This window comes from Arthrobacter sp. BE255, assembly GCF_031457335.1.
Taxonomy (GTDB): domain Bacteria; phylum Actinomycetota; class Actinomycetes; order Actinomycetales; family Micrococcaceae; genus Arthrobacter.
Genome location: NZ_JAVDWK010000003.1, coordinates 160,187 through 177,548, shown reverse-complemented (window position 1 = coordinate 177,548; position 17,362 = coordinate 160,187). Strand labels below are relative to the sequence as shown.

Sequence of the window (17,362 nt, the reverse complement as noted above, 5' to 3'; positions counted from 1 at the left end):
TTACGCTTCTCCTCTGATCATGCGGATAAAAAGTTCGTGTACGCGTTTCTCCCCAGTCACTTCCGGGTGGAAGGAGGTGGCCAGCAGGTGGCCTGAACGCACTGCAACAATTCTAGCCGTCCCGGGCAGGCTTGCAGCGTGGGACGCGTGTTCGGGGTCCGCGGGCTCCACCTGGGCGAGGACCTCCACGCCGGCGCCGACGCGTTCCACCCAGGGGCCGCGGATAAATACGGCGTGCACCGGGGCAACCCCGGATTCCGTGGCGCTGAACTCCAGGCCCTTGAAGTCCAGGTCCGTTTCAAATGATTCACGCTGGCGCCCGAAAGCGTTGCGCCGCACGGTGATGTCCAGGCCGCCGAAAGTCTGCTGCGGGTTACCGGCCAGGTCGGTGGCCGGATCGGCGATCTCATCGGCCAGGAGGATCATGCCGGCGCAGGAGCCGTACACCGGCAGGCCTTCGCGGATCCGGTCCTTGATCGGCCCGGCGAGTTCGAAGGCGCGGGCCAGCTTGTCGATGGCCGTGGATTCACCGCCGGGAACGATGAGGCCGTCCAGGCCGTCCAGCTCTTTGGGCCGGCGGATTCCGATTCCGGCGGCACCGGCGGCTTCCACGGCCCGGAGGTGCTCGCGGAAGTCGCCCTGGAGCGCCAGGACGCCGATCCGCAGGCCCGAGCCCACGCGTGCAGAAGCTGCCGAAAGGGGGTTTGTCATCCATTCAGCATAATGCGCGATCCACCCGGGCCGTCGCCTGGAGCCCGTCCCGGGCGGGGTTCCATGCCGTTGCTGGGATATATTACAGAGCATGCTTTACATCAGTGTTCCGCTCGGCAAGCTGGTCCGCCGGGTGTCCCGGCTCAGGGGTGGCGGGTCCGCCCTGCCCGGGCTGGTGGTCGAGAAAATCGACCCCGGCTTTATGCAGCGGACGCTCGCCACCCTCCCCCACGGCGTTGCCGTCGTGAGCGGAACCAACGGCAAAACCACCACCACGAAGATGGTGGTGGAACTCCTGGAAAGCCAGGGCCTGAAGGTTTTCACCAACCGCACCGGCAGCAACTTCACCCGGGGTGTGGCCGCAGCGTTACTGGGCGAGGTGGACTGGCGTGGCCGGCTCACCGCCGACGTCGCCGTCCTGGAGCTCGACGAAGCCCACGCCACGCATTTTGTTAACCGCATTCCGCCCCGGTACAGCCTCCTACTCAACGTCCTGCGCGACCAATTGGACCGCTTCGGCGAGATCGACAAAACGGCCCAGCTGCTGCAGCACATCGCCGCGAAAACGACCGGCACGGTAGTCCTCAACCGGGAGGACCCGCGGGTTGCCCGCATCGCGGACACCCTCACCGGCCAGGACGTCCAGTACTTCGGCCTGGACGACTCCCTCCTCAGCACGTTCCCCAACGACGACGACATGCGGGCTGCGCCCGGCAGCCCCGCACCCGCAGCGCTCCCCCACAAGCCAGCGGCCGACGTCGTACTCCGCAAAGTGGGGCCGGACACCGCCGATTTTGAGTACGACGGCGCCACTGTCACCACCGCGATGAAGCTCCGCGGCGTCTACAACATCTTTAATGCGGCCGCGGCACTGACGCTGGCGCGCAGCATCTGTGGCAGCGGTGCCGCCACCGCCGACCACGCCACCCTGCTCACCGCACTGTCCCGGGTGGAGCCGGCGTTCGGCCGCGGCGAAAGCCTGACTGTTGATGGCCAGCCCCTGGATCTGGTGCTGGTCAAGAACCCGAGCGGTTTCCGGCTGGGGCTGAAGTCCTTCCCCGCGGGCGGCTACGCCACCATGATCGCCATTAATGACAACTACGCCGACGGCCGGGACATGTCCTGGCTGTGGGACGTGGAATTCGATTCGCTCCGCGACGGCGGCGTGGACCAGCTGACGGGGTCCCGCGCCTACGACATGGCCCTGCGCCTGCAGTACGACGACGTCCGCATTGGCGCAGTCCAGCCGGACATTACGCCGGCGCTGGCCGCGTTCATCCGCGACGCCAAGGGCAAGCCAAAGCGGATTTTCTGCACGTACACAGCCATGCTGGCCATCCGCCGCGAGCTGTCCAAAATCACCACAGTCGAGGTGGTCTCATGAGCCCGGACACCCAGGACCCGCAGGGAAGCAAGGGCACCATCCGCGTCCTGCAGCTCTACCCGCGGGACATGAACATCTACGGCGACTGGGGCAACGCCCTGGTCCTCAAGCAGCGGATCAGCTGGCACGGCTACACCCCGGAGCTGCTGGAGTACAACGTCGGCGACGAATTTCCCGCCGATGTGGACCTCATTGTGGGCGGCGGCGGGCAGGACAGCGGCCAGCTCGTCATCCAGGACGACCTGCACTCACGCGCCGACGTCCTGACCGGGCTGGCGGAGGACGGCGCGCCCATGCTGGTGATCTGCGGGCTGTATCAGCTGTTCGGACGCTTCTTCAAGACCCGCTTGGGTACGGTCATCCCGGGGATCGGCATCCTGGACGTGGAAACACACGGCACCGACGAACGCCTGATCGGCAACGTCAAGGTGGCCACCCCCGAGTTCGGCGAGGTCCTGGGCTACGAGAACCACAGCGGGCAGACCACCCTGGGTGCGGGCGTCCGGCCGTTGGGGACCACCGCGAAAGGTACCGGCAACAACAGCAGCGACGGCCAGGAAGGCGCACGCTACAAGAACATCGTGGCCAGCTACCTGCACGGATCCCTGCTGCCCAAGAACCCCGCCATCGCGGACTTCCTGATCCGCACCGCCGCCGAGCGCAAGTTCGGGGCTTTTGTTCCCGGCAGCCCTGATGACCGCTACGCCGTGCTGGCCAGGGAGCACGCTGCGCGGCGCCCGCGCTGACCTGCTCCCGGCAAAGTTTGCCGGCTGTGGCGGCTCAGGGTTGCTTCGTGATCAGGAGTTCGTGCGCCCCCGCCGCGGCGGCGCCCATGGATTCCACGACGGAAACAGTCCGCAGCCGGGTGGCGGCGTCCGCCTCGGGCGTGGCGCACACACCCTGGGGGGCGTCGGTTGCCACGGAGCACCAGCGGTAGGGGTCGCGGACGATGACCGATGGCGCCCAGGCGAGGTCTGAGGGGACCCATTTTCCGGACGCGTCCTGGCTGAACTGCGCCCGCACCAGCAGGCCCTCATTGTTCACGACATACCAGGGCGACAGTTCAGTGACGCCGTTGCCCAGCCCGTAAACGATCCAGGTGCCCTTGTAATTTTCGATGGGCAGCACGGAGTGCGTGTGGTGGCCGTAGATCATGGAGAACTGGCCGCTGTCCACGAGGGCGTGGGCCACCTCCTGCTGCTGCGCGTTGGCTTCGCTCGCGTATTCGTCTCCCGCATGCATGGCGCCCAGCACGATGTCTGCCCCGAGTGCCCGCGCCTTGACGGCTTTGGCGATCATGGACGGCGCGTCAAGCATGTCGACCTGCCAGGGGTATTCAGGGTATTGGCCGTTGAGGCCGTAGGTCCCCTGGATGATGGCGATCCTGGCGGCAGGTGTCTGCAGGATCAGGATGCCCTGGGACTCAGCTTCCGTGCGGTAGGAACCGGTGTGCTTAAGCCCTGCACCGTCCAGGGCGTCCAGCGTCCGCAGCAGGCCGTCCGTGCTCCGGTCGATGGTGTGGTTGCTGGCGGTGGTGCAGGCCTGGTAGCCGACCGCCTTGGATGCTGTGATGATCTGCGGCGGGACATTGAACGAGGGGTAGGCCGAGAACGGCCCCTCCGGCCCGGCCACGGGTGTCTCCTGATGGCAGATGGCGAGGTCGCTGGCCTGGATGTAACGGCGCTGGCCTTCAAGGAGCGGCGTGAAGTCCAGTCCGGGTTTCCCCGCCGCGGCGGCGTCCTGCTGGGCCTGCTGCCAGAGCTGGGTGTGGACCAGCATGTCGCCGGTGACCAGGACAGAGGTGCAGCGCACCGTAGGGCACGCCGGCCCGGCACCCGGGGTGGGCGTGGGGGTAGGGGTGGGCGTTGGCGTCTGCGTGGCACTCGGCTGGCCCGCCCCCGGACCCGGAGGGGTCCCGGCGCTGGCCGACCTGCCGGCCTGTTCGGCTATCAGGCCGCAGCCGGCGATGGCGCTTACAAGAATGGCTGCAGCCATGGCTGCGCCGGCGCGGACGGCAATGCCGCCACTTCTGTTCCCCATGGGCGTAATTCTAGGTTTCGAAGCGGCCGGAACCGAGCATTTGGCTCATTGAGAACAGCGCCGTGATGTGAAAGCTTTACTTCATGACCAATCCGCTCTTCAGCCCCAGTCCCTTGCCCTACGAGTTGCCGCCGTTTGCCCGGATCTCGGTCCCCGAGTACGCGGAGGCGGTCCATGCAGGCCTGGCCGGGCATCTGGCCGAAATCCAGGCCATCGTGGACAACACGGAGCCAGCGTCGTTTGCGAACACCGCTATCGCCATGGAGCAGGCGGGCCGGTTGCTGGAACGGGCAGCAGCGTCCTTTTTCACCCTGGTTTCGGCCGACGCCTCGGACGGGATCCGCGACCTCGAAACGGAGCTGACGCCCCTGCTCACCGCACATCAGGACGAGGTGTACCTGAACCGCGCCCTCTTTGACAGGTTTGCCGCCATCGATACCGCAGGCCTGGAGCCGGAAGCTGTCCGGCTCGTCGAGGAGTACCTGAAGGAGTTCCGGCAGTCGGGAATCCAGCTGGACGCTCCGGACCAGGAGCGGCTGAAGACTGTCAACGCCGAACTCTCCCGGCTCGGGACGGACTTCGGCCAGCGGGTCAAGGAAGCCATGAAGTCCGCCGCCCTGCTGCTGGACCACGAGGAGGAGCTGGCCGGCATGCCCGCCGACGACGTCGCCGGCGCGGCCGAAGCGGCCCGGACGGCGGGGCATGACGGCAAGTTCCTGCTGACCCTGATCCAGCCGAGTAACCAGCCGGCCATGGCCGTCCTCGAAAACCGGGACGTCCGCCGTCGGCTGTTTGAAGCCTCCCTTGGCCGGGGCAGTGACGGCGGCAGCCTGGACGTCCGGGAACTCGTGCGTTCGATGGCTACGCTGCGCGCCGAAAAGGCAGGGCTTCTTGGCTTCGCGAACTATGCCGAATTGGTGGTGGACCGGCAGACGGCGCCGGATTTCGAGACCGTCCAGGCCATGCTGAACCGGCTTGCGCCGGCTGCTGTGCGGAATGCGGATGCCGAGGCCGCGGCCCTGGCAGACATTGCCGGCCACTCCTTGGAGGCCTGGGACTGGGCGTTCTACTCGGCCAAGGTACGGCGCGAGAAGTATGCCGTTGACGAGCAGGCGCTCCGCCCCTACTTCGAGCTGGACAGGGTGCTCAAGGACGGGGTGTTCCACGCAGCCACGTCGCTGTTTGGGATCACCTTCCACGAACGGACGGACCTGGCCGGCTACCATCCGGACGTCCGCGTGTGGGAGGTCCGGAACGAAGACGGCAGCGGCCTGGGACTGTTCCTGGGCGACTACTACACCCGGGAGTCCAAACGCGGAGGGGCGTGGATGAACTCCCTGGTGGAGCAGTCCGACCTGTTGGGGACCAAGGCGGTGGTCATCAACAACCTGAACATCTCCAGGCCGCCGGCCGGGGAACCCACCCTGCTGACGCTGGATGAGCTGCGCACCACGTTCCACGAATTCGGCCACGCGCTGCACGGGCTGTTTTCCAACGTGACGTACCCGCGGTTCGCCGGCACGGCCGTGCCCCGCGACTTCGTGGAGTACCCGTCGCAGGTCAACGAGATGTGGATCCTGTGGCCTGAGGTGCTGGCCAACTACGCGCGGCACTACGCCACCGCCGAGCCGCTCCCCCAGGACGTGGTGGACAGGCTCAATGAGTCCCGGCTGTGGGGCGAGGGCTTCGCCACCACCGAGTACCTGGGTGCCGCGCTGCTTGACCTGGCATGGCATGTGCTGGACGACAGCGGGATCCCCGACGATGCCCTGGCATTCGAGGAGAAGTCCCTCGCGGCCGCCGGAGTGGCCCACGCCCTGATCCCGCCGCGCTACCGCACCGGCTATTTCCAGCACATCTTCGCCGGGGCAGGCTACGCCGCCGGCTACTACTCCTACATTTGGAGCGAGGTGCTGGACGCAGAGACGGTGGACTGGTTCACGGAGAACGGCGGCATGACCCGAGCCAACGGCGAACGCTTCCGCCAGGAGCTGCTCTCAAGAGGCAACAGCCGCGACCCGCTGGAATCCTTCAAAACCCTCCGAGGCCGCGAAGCAAAGCTGGAACCGCTGCTGAAGCGCCGCGGCCTGGACTAACGCACCACCCACCCCAAACAAAAGAACGACGGCGGCGGGTCACCCTGCATAGGTGACCCGCCGCCGTCGCGGTTTGTTGCTTAGAGGCAGGTACTGGTCCGGCAGCTTGCGTAAAAGGGGCCCCACGTCCCCGCTCGCCGCGGAGCGGCTTTAGCGGGACGTGGGGAATAGCAAGCAGAGGATCAGGACCTGCCGAAAGACAGGTGCTACCAGCCGCGCTCGGCGAGGCGGTGCGGCTGCGGGATTTCGTCGACGTTGATGCCCACCATGGCTTCGCCCAGGCCGCGGGAGGCCTTGGCGATGACGTCGGGGTCATCGAAGAACGTGGTGGCCTTCACGACGGCGGCGGCACGCTGGGCCGGGTTGCCGGACTTGAAGATACCGGAACCGACGAACACACCGTCGGCACCGAGCTGCATCATCATCGCGGCGTCAGCCGGGGTGGCGATGCCGCCTGCGGTGAACAGCACCACGGGAAGCTTGCCGGCGGCGGCGACTTCCTTGACCAGTTCGTACGGGGCCTGCAGTTCCTTGGCCGCGACGTACAGCTCGTCCTCGGGCAGGGCCGCGAGCTTGGCGATCTCGGAACGGATCTGGCGCATGTGGCCGGTGGCGTTGGAAACGTCGCCGGTGCCGGCCTCGCCCTTGGACCGGATCATGGCCGCGCCCTCGTTGATGCGGCGCAGCGCCTCACCGAGGTTGGTGGCACCGCAGACGAAGGGAACCTTGAAGTTCCACTTGTCGATGTGGTTGACGTAGTCGGCCGGGGTCAGGACCTCGGACTCGTCAATGTAGTCCACGCCCAGGGACTGCAGGACCTGGGCCTCGACGAAGTGGCCGATCCGGGCCTTGGCCATGACCGGCACGGACACGGCCTCGATGATCTTGTCGATCATGTCCGGGTCCGACATGCGGGACACGCCGCCCTGGGCACGGATGTCGGCCGGAACGCGTTCCAGCGCCATCACTGCCACGGCACCGGCGTCTTCGGCGATGCGGGCCTGTTCGACGTTGACGACGTCCATGATGACGCCGCCCTTGAGCATCTCAGCCATGCCGCGCTTGACGCGGTTGCTGCCCGTGACGCTGTTCGCGGACGAACCGGCTTCGCTGCTTACATCAGGTGTAGACACAAAAACCCCTATGGGTAGATAGATGATCTTCGCCGGGCGTGAGGGCGGCACAGAGCCGAAGGTACACACACCGGGTTGCCGGGTCCATTGACCGGGCAGTCACAATACTAGTCCCACGGCAGGCAGCGGGCTTAATCAGCCTTAATCAGAGGCTGCGGACTCCGCCAGGGACTGGCGGCGCACTGTGGCCACACGCTGGATAATCGTGACCAGGCTGGCCGTGGCCAGGAGCGCGAGCGTCACCTGCAGGACGATGTGGGGCAGGCCGAGGCCGGTGAATCCGGTAACCACCAGCACCGAGACCAGCCGTTCGGCGCGTTCGGCGATTCCCACGTTTGCGGTGAAGCCGAGGGATTCCGCTTTGGCCCGCGCATAGGAGACCACCATGCCCAGGACCAGGCAGACCATTGCGCCCACCGCTATCACCACGTCGTCGCCGCCGGCGAAGAACCAGATGGCGAGGCCCGCGAAGAGTGCGCCGTCGGCGACCCGGTCCAGCGTGGAGTCCAGGAAGTTTCCCCACCGGCCCCCGGTGTCCCGCATCCTGGCCATAATGCCGTCCAGCACATCGGAGAAGATGAAGGCAGTAATGAACAGAGTTCCCCACCACAGCTGGCCCAGAGGGTAGAAGACCAGTGCGCCGGCTACGACACCAAGGGTCCCCACTACCGTGACGGCGTCGGGGGAAATACCGATTTTCAGGAGCCAGCGGGCAAGCGGGGTAAACAGCGCGGTGAAGAAACCGCGCGCGTGCCTATTCAGCATCCGTCTCCCCGGGCCACGCCTCGGCCACCTGGCGGCGGACCTCGTCGAGGGTCTGGGTGATGGCTTTGGTCTGCGCGATGATCGGGAAGAAATTACCGTCGCCGCCCCACCGCGGAACAATATGCTGGTGCAAGTGCGCCGCGATTCCCGCGCCGCCCACCACGCCCTGGTTCATGCCCAGGTTGAAGCCACCGGGATTCGATACTTTCCGCAGCACCTTCATGGCGGTCTGCGTCAGCTCGGCGAACTCGGCTGTTTCCTCCAGGGTCAGATCCGTGTAGTCCGGAACGTGCCGGTAGGGGCAGACGAGCAGATGGCCCGGGTTGTACGGGAACAGGTTCAGCACCACGTAGCACGTTTTTCCCCGGTAAACGATGAGGGCCTCCTCATCGGTCCGGCCGGGACCAACGCAGAACGGGCAGTCGTTTTCATTCTTGAACTGATGCTGGCCGCCTTTGATGTAGGCCATCCGGTGCGGAGTCCACAGGCGCTGGAAGGCATCCGGGACACCGGCGAGGTCAAAGTCGTCGGTCACGCCGGCATCGCCTGGATATCCTGCGCCTGTGTTCTCCTGCACCGTTTCCCGTCCGTTTCGCTAGCTGGTCCGGTTACGGACGGCTTCGGTGATCCGCTTGACGGCCTCGGCCACCGGCACGCCGTTGTCCTGGCTGCCGTCGCGGAAGCGGAAGGAGACCGCACCGGCCTCAGCGTCGTCGCCGCCGGCAATGAGGACAAACGGGATCTTATCCTTGCTGGCGGTGCGGATCTTCTTGGGGAACCGGTCCGACGACGTATCCACCTCGGCGCGGATGCCCGCCGCCTTGAGCTGGTCAACGACGTCGAACATGTATTCGTTGAACGTTTCGGCGACCGGGATGCCCACCACCTGGACCGGGGACAGCCACGCAGGGAAGGCGCCGGCGTAGTGCTCGGTGAGGACGCCCATGAACCGCTCGATGGAACCGAAGAGGGCGCGGTGGATCATTACTGGCCGCTGGCGGGTGCCGTCGGCAGCCTGGAATTCCAGTTCGAAGCGTTCCGGCAGGTTGAAGTCCAGCTGGATGGTGGACATCTGCCAGGTGCGGCCGAGGGCGTCCTTGGCCTGGACGGAAATCTTCGGGCCATAGAAGGCCGCTCCCCCCGGGTCCGCAACCAGTTCCAGGCCGGATTCCTCAGCCACTTCGGCAAGGGTCCGGGTGGCTTCTTCCCAGGCGGCGTCCTCGCCGACGTACTTCTCCGGGTCCTTGGTGGAGAGCTCCAGGTAGAAGTCGTTCAGGCCGTAGTCCTTGAGCAGGTCCAGCACGAACGTCAGGGTCTTGGTGAGTTCGTCCTTCATCTGCTCGCGGGTGCAGTAGATGTGGGCGTCGTCCTGGGTCATGCCACGGACGCGGGTCAGCCCGTGCACCACGCCGGACTTCTCGTAGCGGTACACCGAACCGAATTCGAACAGCCGCAGCGGCAGTTCGCGGTAGGACCGTCCGCGGGAGCGGAAGATCAGGTTGTGCATGGGGCAGTTCATCGGCTTCAGGTAGTAGTCCTGGCCCGGCTTGCGCACGGTGCCGTCCTCGTTGAGTTCGGCGTCCACGTGCATGGCCGGGAACATGCCCTCCTTGTACCAGTCCAGGTGGCCCGAGACTTCGTACAGGTGCCCCTTGGTGATGTGCGGGGTGTAGACGAACTCGTAGCCGGCGTCGACGTGGCGCTGCCGCGAGTAGTCCTCCATCTCCTTGCGGATGATGCCGCCCTTGGGGTGGAACACGGGCAGGCCGGATCCCAGCTCGTCAGGGAACGAGAAGAGGTCAAGTTCGACGCCGAGCTTGCGGTGGTCGCGCCGTTCGGCTTCGGCGATGCGCTCCTGGTAGGCCTTCAGCGCGTCCTTGGTGGGCCAGGCTGTGCCGTAGATGCGCTGCAGCTGCTGGTTCTTCTGGTTGCCCAGCCAGTACGCGGAGGAGGACCGGGTCAGGGCGAAGGCGTTGGAGATGAGCTTGGTGTTGGGCAGGTGCGGGCCGCGGCAGAGGTCGCACCAGACGGTGGCCCCTTCCTTGCGCTCCACGTTGTCGTAGATGGTGATGTCGCCGGCGCCTACCTCGACGTTGACGCCTTCACCGGCTTCGGCGGCGTTGTTCTTTTTGCCCAGCAGTTCGAGCTTGTAGGGCTCGTCCTTCATGGCGTCGCGGGCCTCGTCCTCGGAGACGACGCGGCGGACGAACTTCTGGTTCTGGTTGATGATCTTGAGCATCATCTTTTCGAGGGTCTTGAGGTCCTCGGGGGTGAACGGTTCGGCGACGTCGAAGTCGAAGTAGAAGCCGTCGGTGATGTACGGTCCGATCCCCAGTTTGGCGTCCGGGCGGAGCTGCTGCACGGCCTGGGCCATGACGTGGGCAGTGGAGTGGCGGAGGACGTTCAGTCCGTCCGGGGACTCGATGGTGACGCCTTCGACGTCGGCGCCCTCCGGCAGTTCCTGGTCCAGGTCCTTCAGCTCGCCGTTGACGCGGGCTACAACAACATCGCGGCGCTCAAAGAAGAGTTCCGCACCGGTTGTCCCGGTAGTCACCTTGGTCTCTTCGCCATCGACGATGAGGGTGATCTGCTGGGCATCTGACACGGGTGTCTCCTATTCAAAGTTAAGGCTTCATAGCTTGTGGCGTACGGGGACCACAGCCAGCCATCGTCAATGCTATCGGTTTCCCAAGGGGCCGACCAACGGGACCCGCGGGCCCCGGAAGCCGGGTTTGGCTGGGATGACGCCGCTCAGCCACCCATCCCGGTGATGGCCAGGCTGCGGCTGATTCCGTCCAGGGGATGCGGAATGTCGGTGGTTTCGGGCCGCGACTCCGGGAACGGCAGGGTCTCCACCCGGCTCAGGTCCCACGCCATGCTGGCGCTCAGGCTGATGCCCCTGGGCCCCGTCCGCCGGGTGGTGCCGCGGATGAGCAACAGCCTGGTGCCGAACAGCAGCAGCCCGGCCTGCTCCTGCGCTTCGTGGAAGAACACAGAGTCGATGCATCCGGTGCCGTCGTCGATGCTGATGAACACCACGCGGCGCCCGCCACGCATGGGAGGGGTCTGGGTGGCAATTCGCACTCCGGCCACAAGCACTTCAGAGCCGTTGCGCAGGCCGAGCAGCTTATCGGCCGTGGTGACGCCGAGCCTGTCGAGCATGGGACGGTGGCTGTCCATCAGGTGCCCGCTGACATCAATGGCCATCAGGTCCAGTTCTGCCCGGACATTTTCCACCAGCGTGGGCGCCGGCAGTCCGGGTTTGACGTTCCGAAGTTCCACGTCGCCCAATGGCAGGGAAAGCTGCCCTTCCATGACCTCGATGCCCTTCCGCGCGCTTCCGGAAGACTGCATTCTTTGCAGGTGCTGGACGAGGTCTGCCCGGTTGGCGGCTCCGCCCGACTCCCGGTGGAGGGAATCAAAGGCACCCAGCTGGGCCAGCCTCTTGATGTTGGGTTTGCTCAGCCGGGACCGCGCCCGAAGATCAGCCAGCGAGTCATAGGGCTGCCCGCCCACGATGCGCTTAAGTTCTGCGCCGGACAGCCCGTAAATGCCTTTCAGGCTCAGCCTGATCCCCAGTTTGCCGCGGTCCGGCCCGTGCTCCACCGGCTCAACCCGGTATTCGGCATGGCTGCGGTTGATGTCCAGGGGAAGGATGGGGATGCCCATCCTTCGGGCTTCAGCCACCAGGAGCCGCTTGGGGTACATGCCGGGATCGTGCTCCCATAGCCCGGCCAGGAACGCCTCGGGGTGGTGCGCCTTCAGCCACGCCGACTGGTAGGTGGGCACGGCAAAGGCGGCGCCGTGGGCCTTGCAGAAACCAAAGCTGCCAAAGGCCTTCAGGGTTCCCCACACCTTGTCCACTACGTCAGGTGAATAGCCTTTGGCCCTGGCTTCCTTCCGGAAGAATTCCTCAACCTTCGGTTCGAGCAGCTCGTTTCCCAGGGCCCGCCGGAATTCGTCCGCGCGGGCAAGCCCGCAGCCCGTCATGACGTTGAAGGTTTTCAGAATCTGTTCGTGGAAGACGGTGACCCCGTGGGTTTCCTGCAGCACGGGTTTCAGGTCCGGGTGGGGATACACCTCCGGCGCGAAGCCGTGCCGGTGCTCCAGGAACGGCCGCACCATGTCTGACTTCATCGGCCCCGGCCGGAACAGCGAGATGTCGATGATGAGGTCATTGAATTCCCGCGGTGCCATTTTGCCGATCAGCTCCCGCTGGCCCGGCGACTCAATCTGAAAGCAGCCCAAAGTGTGCGTGCTTCGGATCAGCTCATAGGTTGGTTCGTCGTCCAGCGGAACGGCGTTGAGGTTGATGTGGCCGTTGTCGGCGATGTAGTCCGGGCCGGCGCCGTTCTCACCCTGGGGGTGCGCCCCTGCAGCCACAACTTCGGCTTTGGAAGGGTGGAGCCGGATGACTTCGCGGACAGCGAAGGCCATGGCGCTCTGCATCCTGACACCCAGGACATCGAGCTTAAGCATCCCCATGGGATCCATGTCGTGTTTGTCGAACTGGCTCATGGGCAATCCCAGGCCGCTGGGCTGGACGGGGGTGCGGTCCAGCAGTGTGGCATCGCCCAGGATCACCCCGCAGGGATGCATGGAAATATGCCGGGGAAGCCGGTCCAGCCGTTCCGTGAGGTCCACCAGAAGGTCAAGCTGCTGGTTTTCGGCAAAGTCGCGCTGTTCCACCCGGCCGGCGAACTCGCGCAGTTCGGGTTTCTCCACCAGCGCCTCCCGGAATTTGCGGGCCGAAAAGCGCCAGAGCTGCTTGGCGATCTCGCCGACGTCGCCGTCGTCCATGCCCAGGGCCATGCCTGCGTCCCTGACGGCGCCACGCGCCCGGTACCCGTTCTGCATGCTCATCAGCGTGACGCGTTCGGAACCGAAGCGGTCAAAGATCCGCCGGTAGACGTTGTGCCGTTCTGCGCTTTCAACATCGATGTCAATGTCCGGCAGGGTGGCCCGGTCCCGGGACAGGAACCGTTCGAAGATCAGGTCATGCTGCAGGGGGTTTACCTGACTGACGTCGATGAGGTAGTTGACCAGGCTGGACGCCCCTGACCCGCGGGCGGCAGCGCGGACCCCCATGTCCAGGATCATCCGGGACACTTCGGCGACGGTCAGGAAGTAGGAGGAGAACCCAAGGTTCATGATGATCCCCAGCTCGTGCTCCAGCCGCGAGCGCATTTCCTTTTCGGCGGCGCCGGTGATGCCAGGAAACCTCCTGCCGATCCCGGCCTCGCACCGCTGGACCAGCTCCACATGCGGGTCCTGGCTGATACCAATGACGGAAGCCTCGGGGACCACGGGCTGCTTCCATCCCATATCGGTGACGGGGTCGATCCGGCAGAGGTCCGCGAGCGCCTCGGTCTGGGCCATGAGCTGCTTGAGGTCAGCCGCCCCGTATCCTGCAGTACCGATGATTTCCCTGCCCAGCTGGAGCATCTGTGCCGACGATTTCAGCCAGGCCTGGCCGTTGGGCTGGAGCAGGGGTTCGGCGGCGAGTTCGGGCAATGACTTCAGCGTGCGGGCCGAATCCAGGACGTCCGCCGTGGCTGCTCCGTCCTCGGCGCAGTACCGGACAGCGTTGGTGAGCACGGCAGGGACCTGGTGTTCCTCCGCCAGCTTGAGCATCCGCACAGCGTGGGCGGTGCTCAGCGGGGAACCTGGTGAGCTGAGCTGGGAAACCACTTCGGCCACCATGGTCCCCTGCGGCATGGCATCCAGCCAGCGTTTGAAGAGGGTGCGGGGGCGCAGGTACCGCCGCCCGCCCATTGCCCGTCCGACGTCGGAATCCGGTCCGATCAGGACCATCAGGACCGGCTTCAGGGTTTGCGGATCAAGTGTCCGGGAGGCGAGTTCGGCGCGGGTGACTGCCACCGGCACAGCTCCCCCGGCTTTGCCGGAGGTCCTGGCATGGGCATCGGACACCAGCCTGCAGAGGGCCCGGTAGCCTGCGCCGTTGTTCTGGCCGCGGGCGAGGACCACTACGCGTCCAGCGAGCTGCGTGCGGTGGTCGCCGTCGTCGTCGAACACTGCAAGGTCAACCCCCACGATGGGGTCAATACCTGCGGCCATGCAGGCTTTGAGGTGCTTGACCGTGCCGTACAGGCCGTCCCGGTCAGTACAGGCGAGCGCGGTGGCACCGTCAGCGGCGGCAACCTGGGCTAGTTCGTCCGGCCAGGACACCCCATAGTGGGCACTGAAGGCAGTGGAAGCGTGGAGATGCGTAAAAGTCATGCTGTTCTGGGTTGGAGTGCGTCATGGATCCGGAGCAGCCGCCAGCGGCCGCTTCCGAGGTGCCGGCTCAGATCAAGGGTGAGGGGTTCATCCGGAAGGGGGCCGACCTCCGGGCTGCCAGGGCCGCCTGAACCAAGACGCTGCGGGTCTGCCTGCACCTGGACCCGCCAGATTTCGTGGTCAACCAGCCCGGGCCCGCTGCCCAGCGGTGCGCGGCTTTCCTCGGCCCACCACTGCCTGCGTTCAAACCACCGCACTGGTTCAGCGCACACGGTGTACTGCCGCCCGGCCCATTGGAGGGCCACCGGCTGGCCGGCAGCGCTGCAGGCCACGTCAACGGATTCGCTGAACATGCCCATGGGCGCCTCCCGGAACTGAACTGGAACTGTGGCCCAGGAAGGTCCATCCCGGGGTTTCAAACACGCTCATTCGAATACATGTTCGAATAAATCCAGTCTACGCCGGAGCCAACACAAAACCTAGACAGGGGTGGACGGAAGGGACGGCAGGTAGCAGGATTGTGGCATGAGCACCAATGACGCACTCCTTAAGCACGTAAGCATCAAGGCCCAGGACACAACGCTCGTGGCAACCTTTGATATCGACGGCAACATCCCGGGAGCGGGTGCGTACGTAGTGGGGCTCGTGGCGGCCAGCCCTGACTACTCATCACAAAGACGGTTGGGCATTGAATTCATGAACGGGGAGGCGATCGCCTTCTACTCGTTCAGCCACGAACAGGGCACCGAGGAAAACTTCGACCTCAGCGGAGTGACGCACTCCGGCAACTCCATTACCGGAAACTTCCCTTTGGCCGCCATTCACGGGCTCGGCAAGGGTCACATCATGTCGGCGTTCAGCGAGGCTGACGGCCGGGAATTCCAGTCCGGCATCACCGTCGACGAAGCACTGTAACCAGGCACACCAAAACAGGCGCCCTGCAGCCGGATAAATGTCCGGCTGCAGGGCGCCTTGGTATGGATGTCGAACAGCCTCAGCTGTTTTCTTTGTGGACCTTCAGCTCGAGTTCGATAAAGCCCGAGATCATGGCCCGGTACGTGGATTCCACGATGTCCGGATCGATGTCCTTCTTCTCCGCAGCGGAGCGGACGTGCTCAATGACCCGCTCCACCCGGCCTGGGGCCCGGACTTCGGCGTCGTCACCCTTCAGGGTTCCGGCGATCCGGATCAGCCGCTCACGCCGGGCAATGAGGGTGACGATCTGGTCGTCCACCTCGTCGACTGCAATCCGCACGGCGGCGAGCTGTTCCTTGTCGGCCAGCGCGTCCCTGTCGTTTCCTTGAATTGTCGCCATCATCTGACAGTATCGAAGCATGCAGCCCAGAGTCGACTTCATCTCACTAGGTGTACGCAGCGTAGCGGCCTCCCGCCGCTTCTACGCAGAGGGCCTCGGCTGGCCCGTCCACAAGGAATTCCCCGACGACGTGGTGTTCATCCAGGTCAACCACGGGCTGATCCTCTCCCTGTGGAACGCGGGCCAGATGCAGGCCGAAGCCGGGGTTGATGCGCCGGGACAGGTCCCCTGCATCACTCTCAGCCACAACGTGCCCAGCCCCGCGGACGTGGACCGGGTCATGGCCGAAGCCGCCGCCGCCGGGGCAAAAATAGTTGCCGAGCCGGTCACCCAGCCGTGGGGCGGATATACCGGCTATTTCGCGGACCCGGACGGCTTCCGCTGGGAGATCGCCTACAACCCCACGTGGGCAGTGGACGACGCCGGCAAGGTCACCGTTTAGGGGTCAGGCACCTCCGCCGCCGCCCGGGTCAGCGGATGGAACGCCTCAGAACAGCGCCTCCACCGGGCGGATGAGCTCGGGGGAATTGTTGCGCACGTTTCCCACCTCCCGGCCCACGGAATCCACGTGCCAGTCAGCAGCAACATCCTTCACGTGGGCGCGGACCAGGTCCACCAGGAAGGCGGCATCGTCGATCTGCGGGTCAATCCAGGACTCCATGGTCGCCCGGTCCATGGGCAGCGGGACCCGGTTGTGCAGGGCGGTGAGCTTGCCGAAGACAGTTGACTCCGATCCAGGCGGCGGCGTGTCGGCCGTCAGGATGGACGTGGAGAGCAGCCACCGCCCGGGCTCGCCCTCTGCCTTGGACGGGTCCTTCCACCATTCGTACAGGCCGGCGAAAACCAGGCCGCTGCCCTCGCCGGGGTGGACGTAGTAGGGCTGCTTCGCCTTCCCTGTCCCCTGTTTCCACTCGTAGTAGCCGTCCGCCGGCACGGCACAGCGGCGTGACTGGATGGCCTTGCGGAAGGCGGGCTTCTCCAGGACCGTTTCGCTCCGGGCGTTGATCATTTTGGATCCGATGCCGGGATCCTTGGCCCAGGACGGCACAAGGCCCCAGCGGGCAACGTGCAGCTGCCGGACGGCGGAGTCGTCAATCAGCCGTTCCAGGACGATGGGCACATCATCGGTGGGTGCAACATTCCACGACGGCGGCAGCTCCACGTCCTCCTCAAGCTGGGCATCGAATTCTGCCAGCAGGTCCCCCACGGCACGTGCCATCACATAGCGTCCACACATGGCACCAGCATGCCATTGCTGTTACGCACTGTCATCCGGGGCCACCGGCTCCGGGGAATAGCGGGCCGCGGGTTACCGTTGATGGGAACGAACCCCCTCACTGATTTAGGAGAGCTCCGTGGACTTTACCCCCGAGAACGGCACCATCACCATGTTTTCCACCACCTGGTGCGGCTACTGCAACCGGCTGAAGAAGCAGTTGGACGCGCAGGGCATCGGCTACACGGAAATCAACATCGAGGAAGTCGATGGCACGGCCGAACTCGTGGAGCAGCTCAACGGCGGCAACCGCACAGTACCCACCGTGCTTTTCCCGGATGGCACTGCAGCCACCAACCCCTCCGCAGCCGAGGTCAAGAGCCGACTGGCCGCCTAACACCCGGACCGGGCGACCGAACACCATGTGATAACGACCGAACACCATGTGATAAACAGAACGGG

Annotated in this window: 16 protein-coding genes; 6 read left to right on the top strand and 10 right to left on the bottom strand. The window is 65.3% G+C overall.

The genetic code is table 11. The features are described from left to right. Complete coding sequence (gene pdxT / locus J2X42_RS07175) at nucleotides 1–711, bottom strand: pyridoxal 5'-phosphate synthase glutaminase subunit PdxT (RefSeq protein ID WP_310163664.1); 711 nt, start codon at nucleotides 709–711, stop codon at nucleotides 1–3. Nucleotides 712–802: 91 nt separating this feature from the next. Between pdxT and J2X42_RS07170 the strand changes: the two genes are divergently transcribed. Then, the gene (locus J2X42_RS07170; RefSeq protein ID WP_310163662.1) at nucleotides 803–2,095 is read left to right on the top strand and encodes a MurT ligase domain-containing protein; all 1,293 of its coding nucleotides are present in this window, start codon (nucleotides 803–805) and stop codon (nucleotides 2,093–2,095) included. Further along, the gene (locus tag J2X42_RS07165) at nucleotides 2,092–2,841 is read left to right on the top strand and encodes a glutamine amidotransferase (protein WP_310163661.1); all 750 of its coding nucleotides are present in this window, start codon (nucleotides 2,092–2,094) and stop codon (nucleotides 2,839–2,841) included. The genes J2X42_RS07170 and J2X42_RS07165 overlap by 4 nt, the downstream gene beginning before the upstream one ends. Nucleotides 2,842–2,875: 34 nt before the next feature. Here J2X42_RS07165 and J2X42_RS07160 read toward each other — a convergent pair whose 3' ends face one another. Continuing rightward, nucleotides 2,876–4,135: a CapA family protein gene (locus J2X42_RS07160; protein WP_310163659.1), complete on the bottom strand. Its 1,260-nt coding sequence runs from the start codon at nucleotides 4,133–4,135 to the stop codon at nucleotides 2,876–2,878. Between the two features lie 83 nt (nucleotides 4,136–4,218). On the opposite strand from J2X42_RS07160, the gene J2X42_RS07155 reads away from it, so the two are divergent. Then, nucleotides 4,219–6,231, top strand: coding sequence for a M3 family metallopeptidase (locus J2X42_RS07155; RefSeq protein WP_310163657.1), 2,013 nt, complete (start codon nucleotides 4,219–4,221; stop codon nucleotides 6,229–6,231). A gap of 206 nt (nucleotides 6,232–6,437) precedes the next feature. Here J2X42_RS07155 and pdxS read toward each other — a convergent pair whose 3' ends face one another. The 6 genes from pdxS to J2X42_RS07125 all read right to left on the bottom strand — a co-directional run bounded on the left by pdxS (nucleotide 6,438) and on the right by J2X42_RS07125 (nucleotide 14,728). Further along, the gene (gene pdxS, locus J2X42_RS07150; protein WP_011692158.1) at nucleotides 6,438–7,364 is read right to left on the bottom strand and encodes a pyridoxal 5'-phosphate synthase lyase subunit PdxS; all 927 of its coding nucleotides are present in this window, start codon (nucleotides 7,362–7,364) and stop codon (nucleotides 6,438–6,440) included. Nucleotides 7,365–7,505: 141 nt separating this feature from the next. Beyond that, nucleotides 7,506–8,129: a phosphatidylinositol phosphate synthase gene (gene pgsA / locus J2X42_RS07145; protein WP_310163654.1), complete on the bottom strand. Its 624-nt coding sequence runs from the start codon at nucleotides 8,127–8,129 to the stop codon at nucleotides 7,506–7,508. Beyond that, complete coding sequence (locus J2X42_RS07140) at nucleotides 8,119–8,706, bottom strand: HIT domain-containing protein (RefSeq protein ID WP_310163653.1); 588 nt, start codon at nucleotides 8,704–8,706, stop codon at nucleotides 8,119–8,121. Before J2X42_RS07140 ends, pgsA begins: the two co-directional genes overlap by 11 nt. An 18-nt stretch (nucleotides 8,707–8,724) precedes the next feature. After that, nucleotides 8,725–10,734: a threonine--tRNA ligase gene (thrS, locus tag J2X42_RS07135; protein ID WP_310163652.1), complete on the bottom strand. Its 2,010-nt coding sequence runs from the start codon at nucleotides 10,732–10,734 to the stop codon at nucleotides 8,725–8,727. A gap of 146 nt (nucleotides 10,735–10,880) precedes the next feature. Beyond that, nucleotides 10,881–14,369: a DNA polymerase III subunit alpha gene (locus tag J2X42_RS07130; RefSeq protein ID WP_310163651.1), complete on the bottom strand. Its 3,489-nt coding sequence runs from the start codon at nucleotides 14,367–14,369 to the stop codon at nucleotides 10,881–10,883. Then, nucleotides 14,366–14,728, bottom strand: coding sequence for a DUF6504 family protein (locus J2X42_RS07125; protein ID WP_310163649.1), 363 nt, complete (start codon nucleotides 14,726–14,728; stop codon nucleotides 14,366–14,368). The genes J2X42_RS07130 and J2X42_RS07125 overlap by 4 nt, the downstream gene beginning before the upstream one ends. Nucleotides 14,729–14,894: 166 nt before the next feature. On the opposite strand from J2X42_RS07125, the gene J2X42_RS07120 reads away from it, so the two are divergent. Beyond that, nucleotides 14,895–15,284, top strand: coding sequence for a hypothetical protein (locus J2X42_RS07120; protein ID WP_131133124.1), 390 nt, complete (start codon nucleotides 14,895–14,897; stop codon nucleotides 15,282–15,284). A 79-nt stretch (nucleotides 15,285–15,363) separates the two neighbouring features. On the opposite strand, the gene J2X42_RS07115 is transcribed toward J2X42_RS07120, so the two are convergent. Beyond that, a complete protein-coding gene (locus tag J2X42_RS07115) occupies nucleotides 15,364–15,687 on the bottom strand; it encodes a chorismate mutase (protein ID WP_310163645.1) in 324 nt (107 codons plus the stop codon). Between the two features lie 16 nt (nucleotides 15,688–15,703). Between J2X42_RS07115 and J2X42_RS07110 the strand changes: the two genes are divergently transcribed. Next, nucleotides 15,704–16,126 carry a VOC family protein gene (locus J2X42_RS07110; protein ID WP_310163642.1) on the top strand — a complete coding sequence of 141 codons (423 nt, stop codon included), beginning with the start codon at nucleotides 15,704–15,706 and terminating at the stop codon, nucleotides 16,124–16,126. Between the two features lie 45 nt (nucleotides 16,127–16,171). On the opposite strand, the gene J2X42_RS07105 is transcribed toward J2X42_RS07110, so the two are convergent. Beyond that, entirely contained in the window at nucleotides 16,172–16,921 is a 750-nt protein-coding gene (locus J2X42_RS07105; RefSeq protein WP_310163640.1) for an SOS response-associated peptidase, read from the bottom strand. A 118-nt stretch (nucleotides 16,922–17,039) separates the two neighbouring features. Here J2X42_RS07105 and J2X42_RS07100 point away from each other — a divergent pair, with 118 nt between their 5' ends. Further along, on the top strand, nucleotides 17,040–17,297 hold the full coding sequence (locus tag J2X42_RS07100) for a mycoredoxin (RefSeq protein ID WP_310163639.1): 258 nt from the start codon (nucleotides 17,040–17,042) through the stop codon (nucleotides 17,295–17,297). The last annotated feature ends 65 nt before the right edge of the window (nucleotides 17,298–17,362 follow it).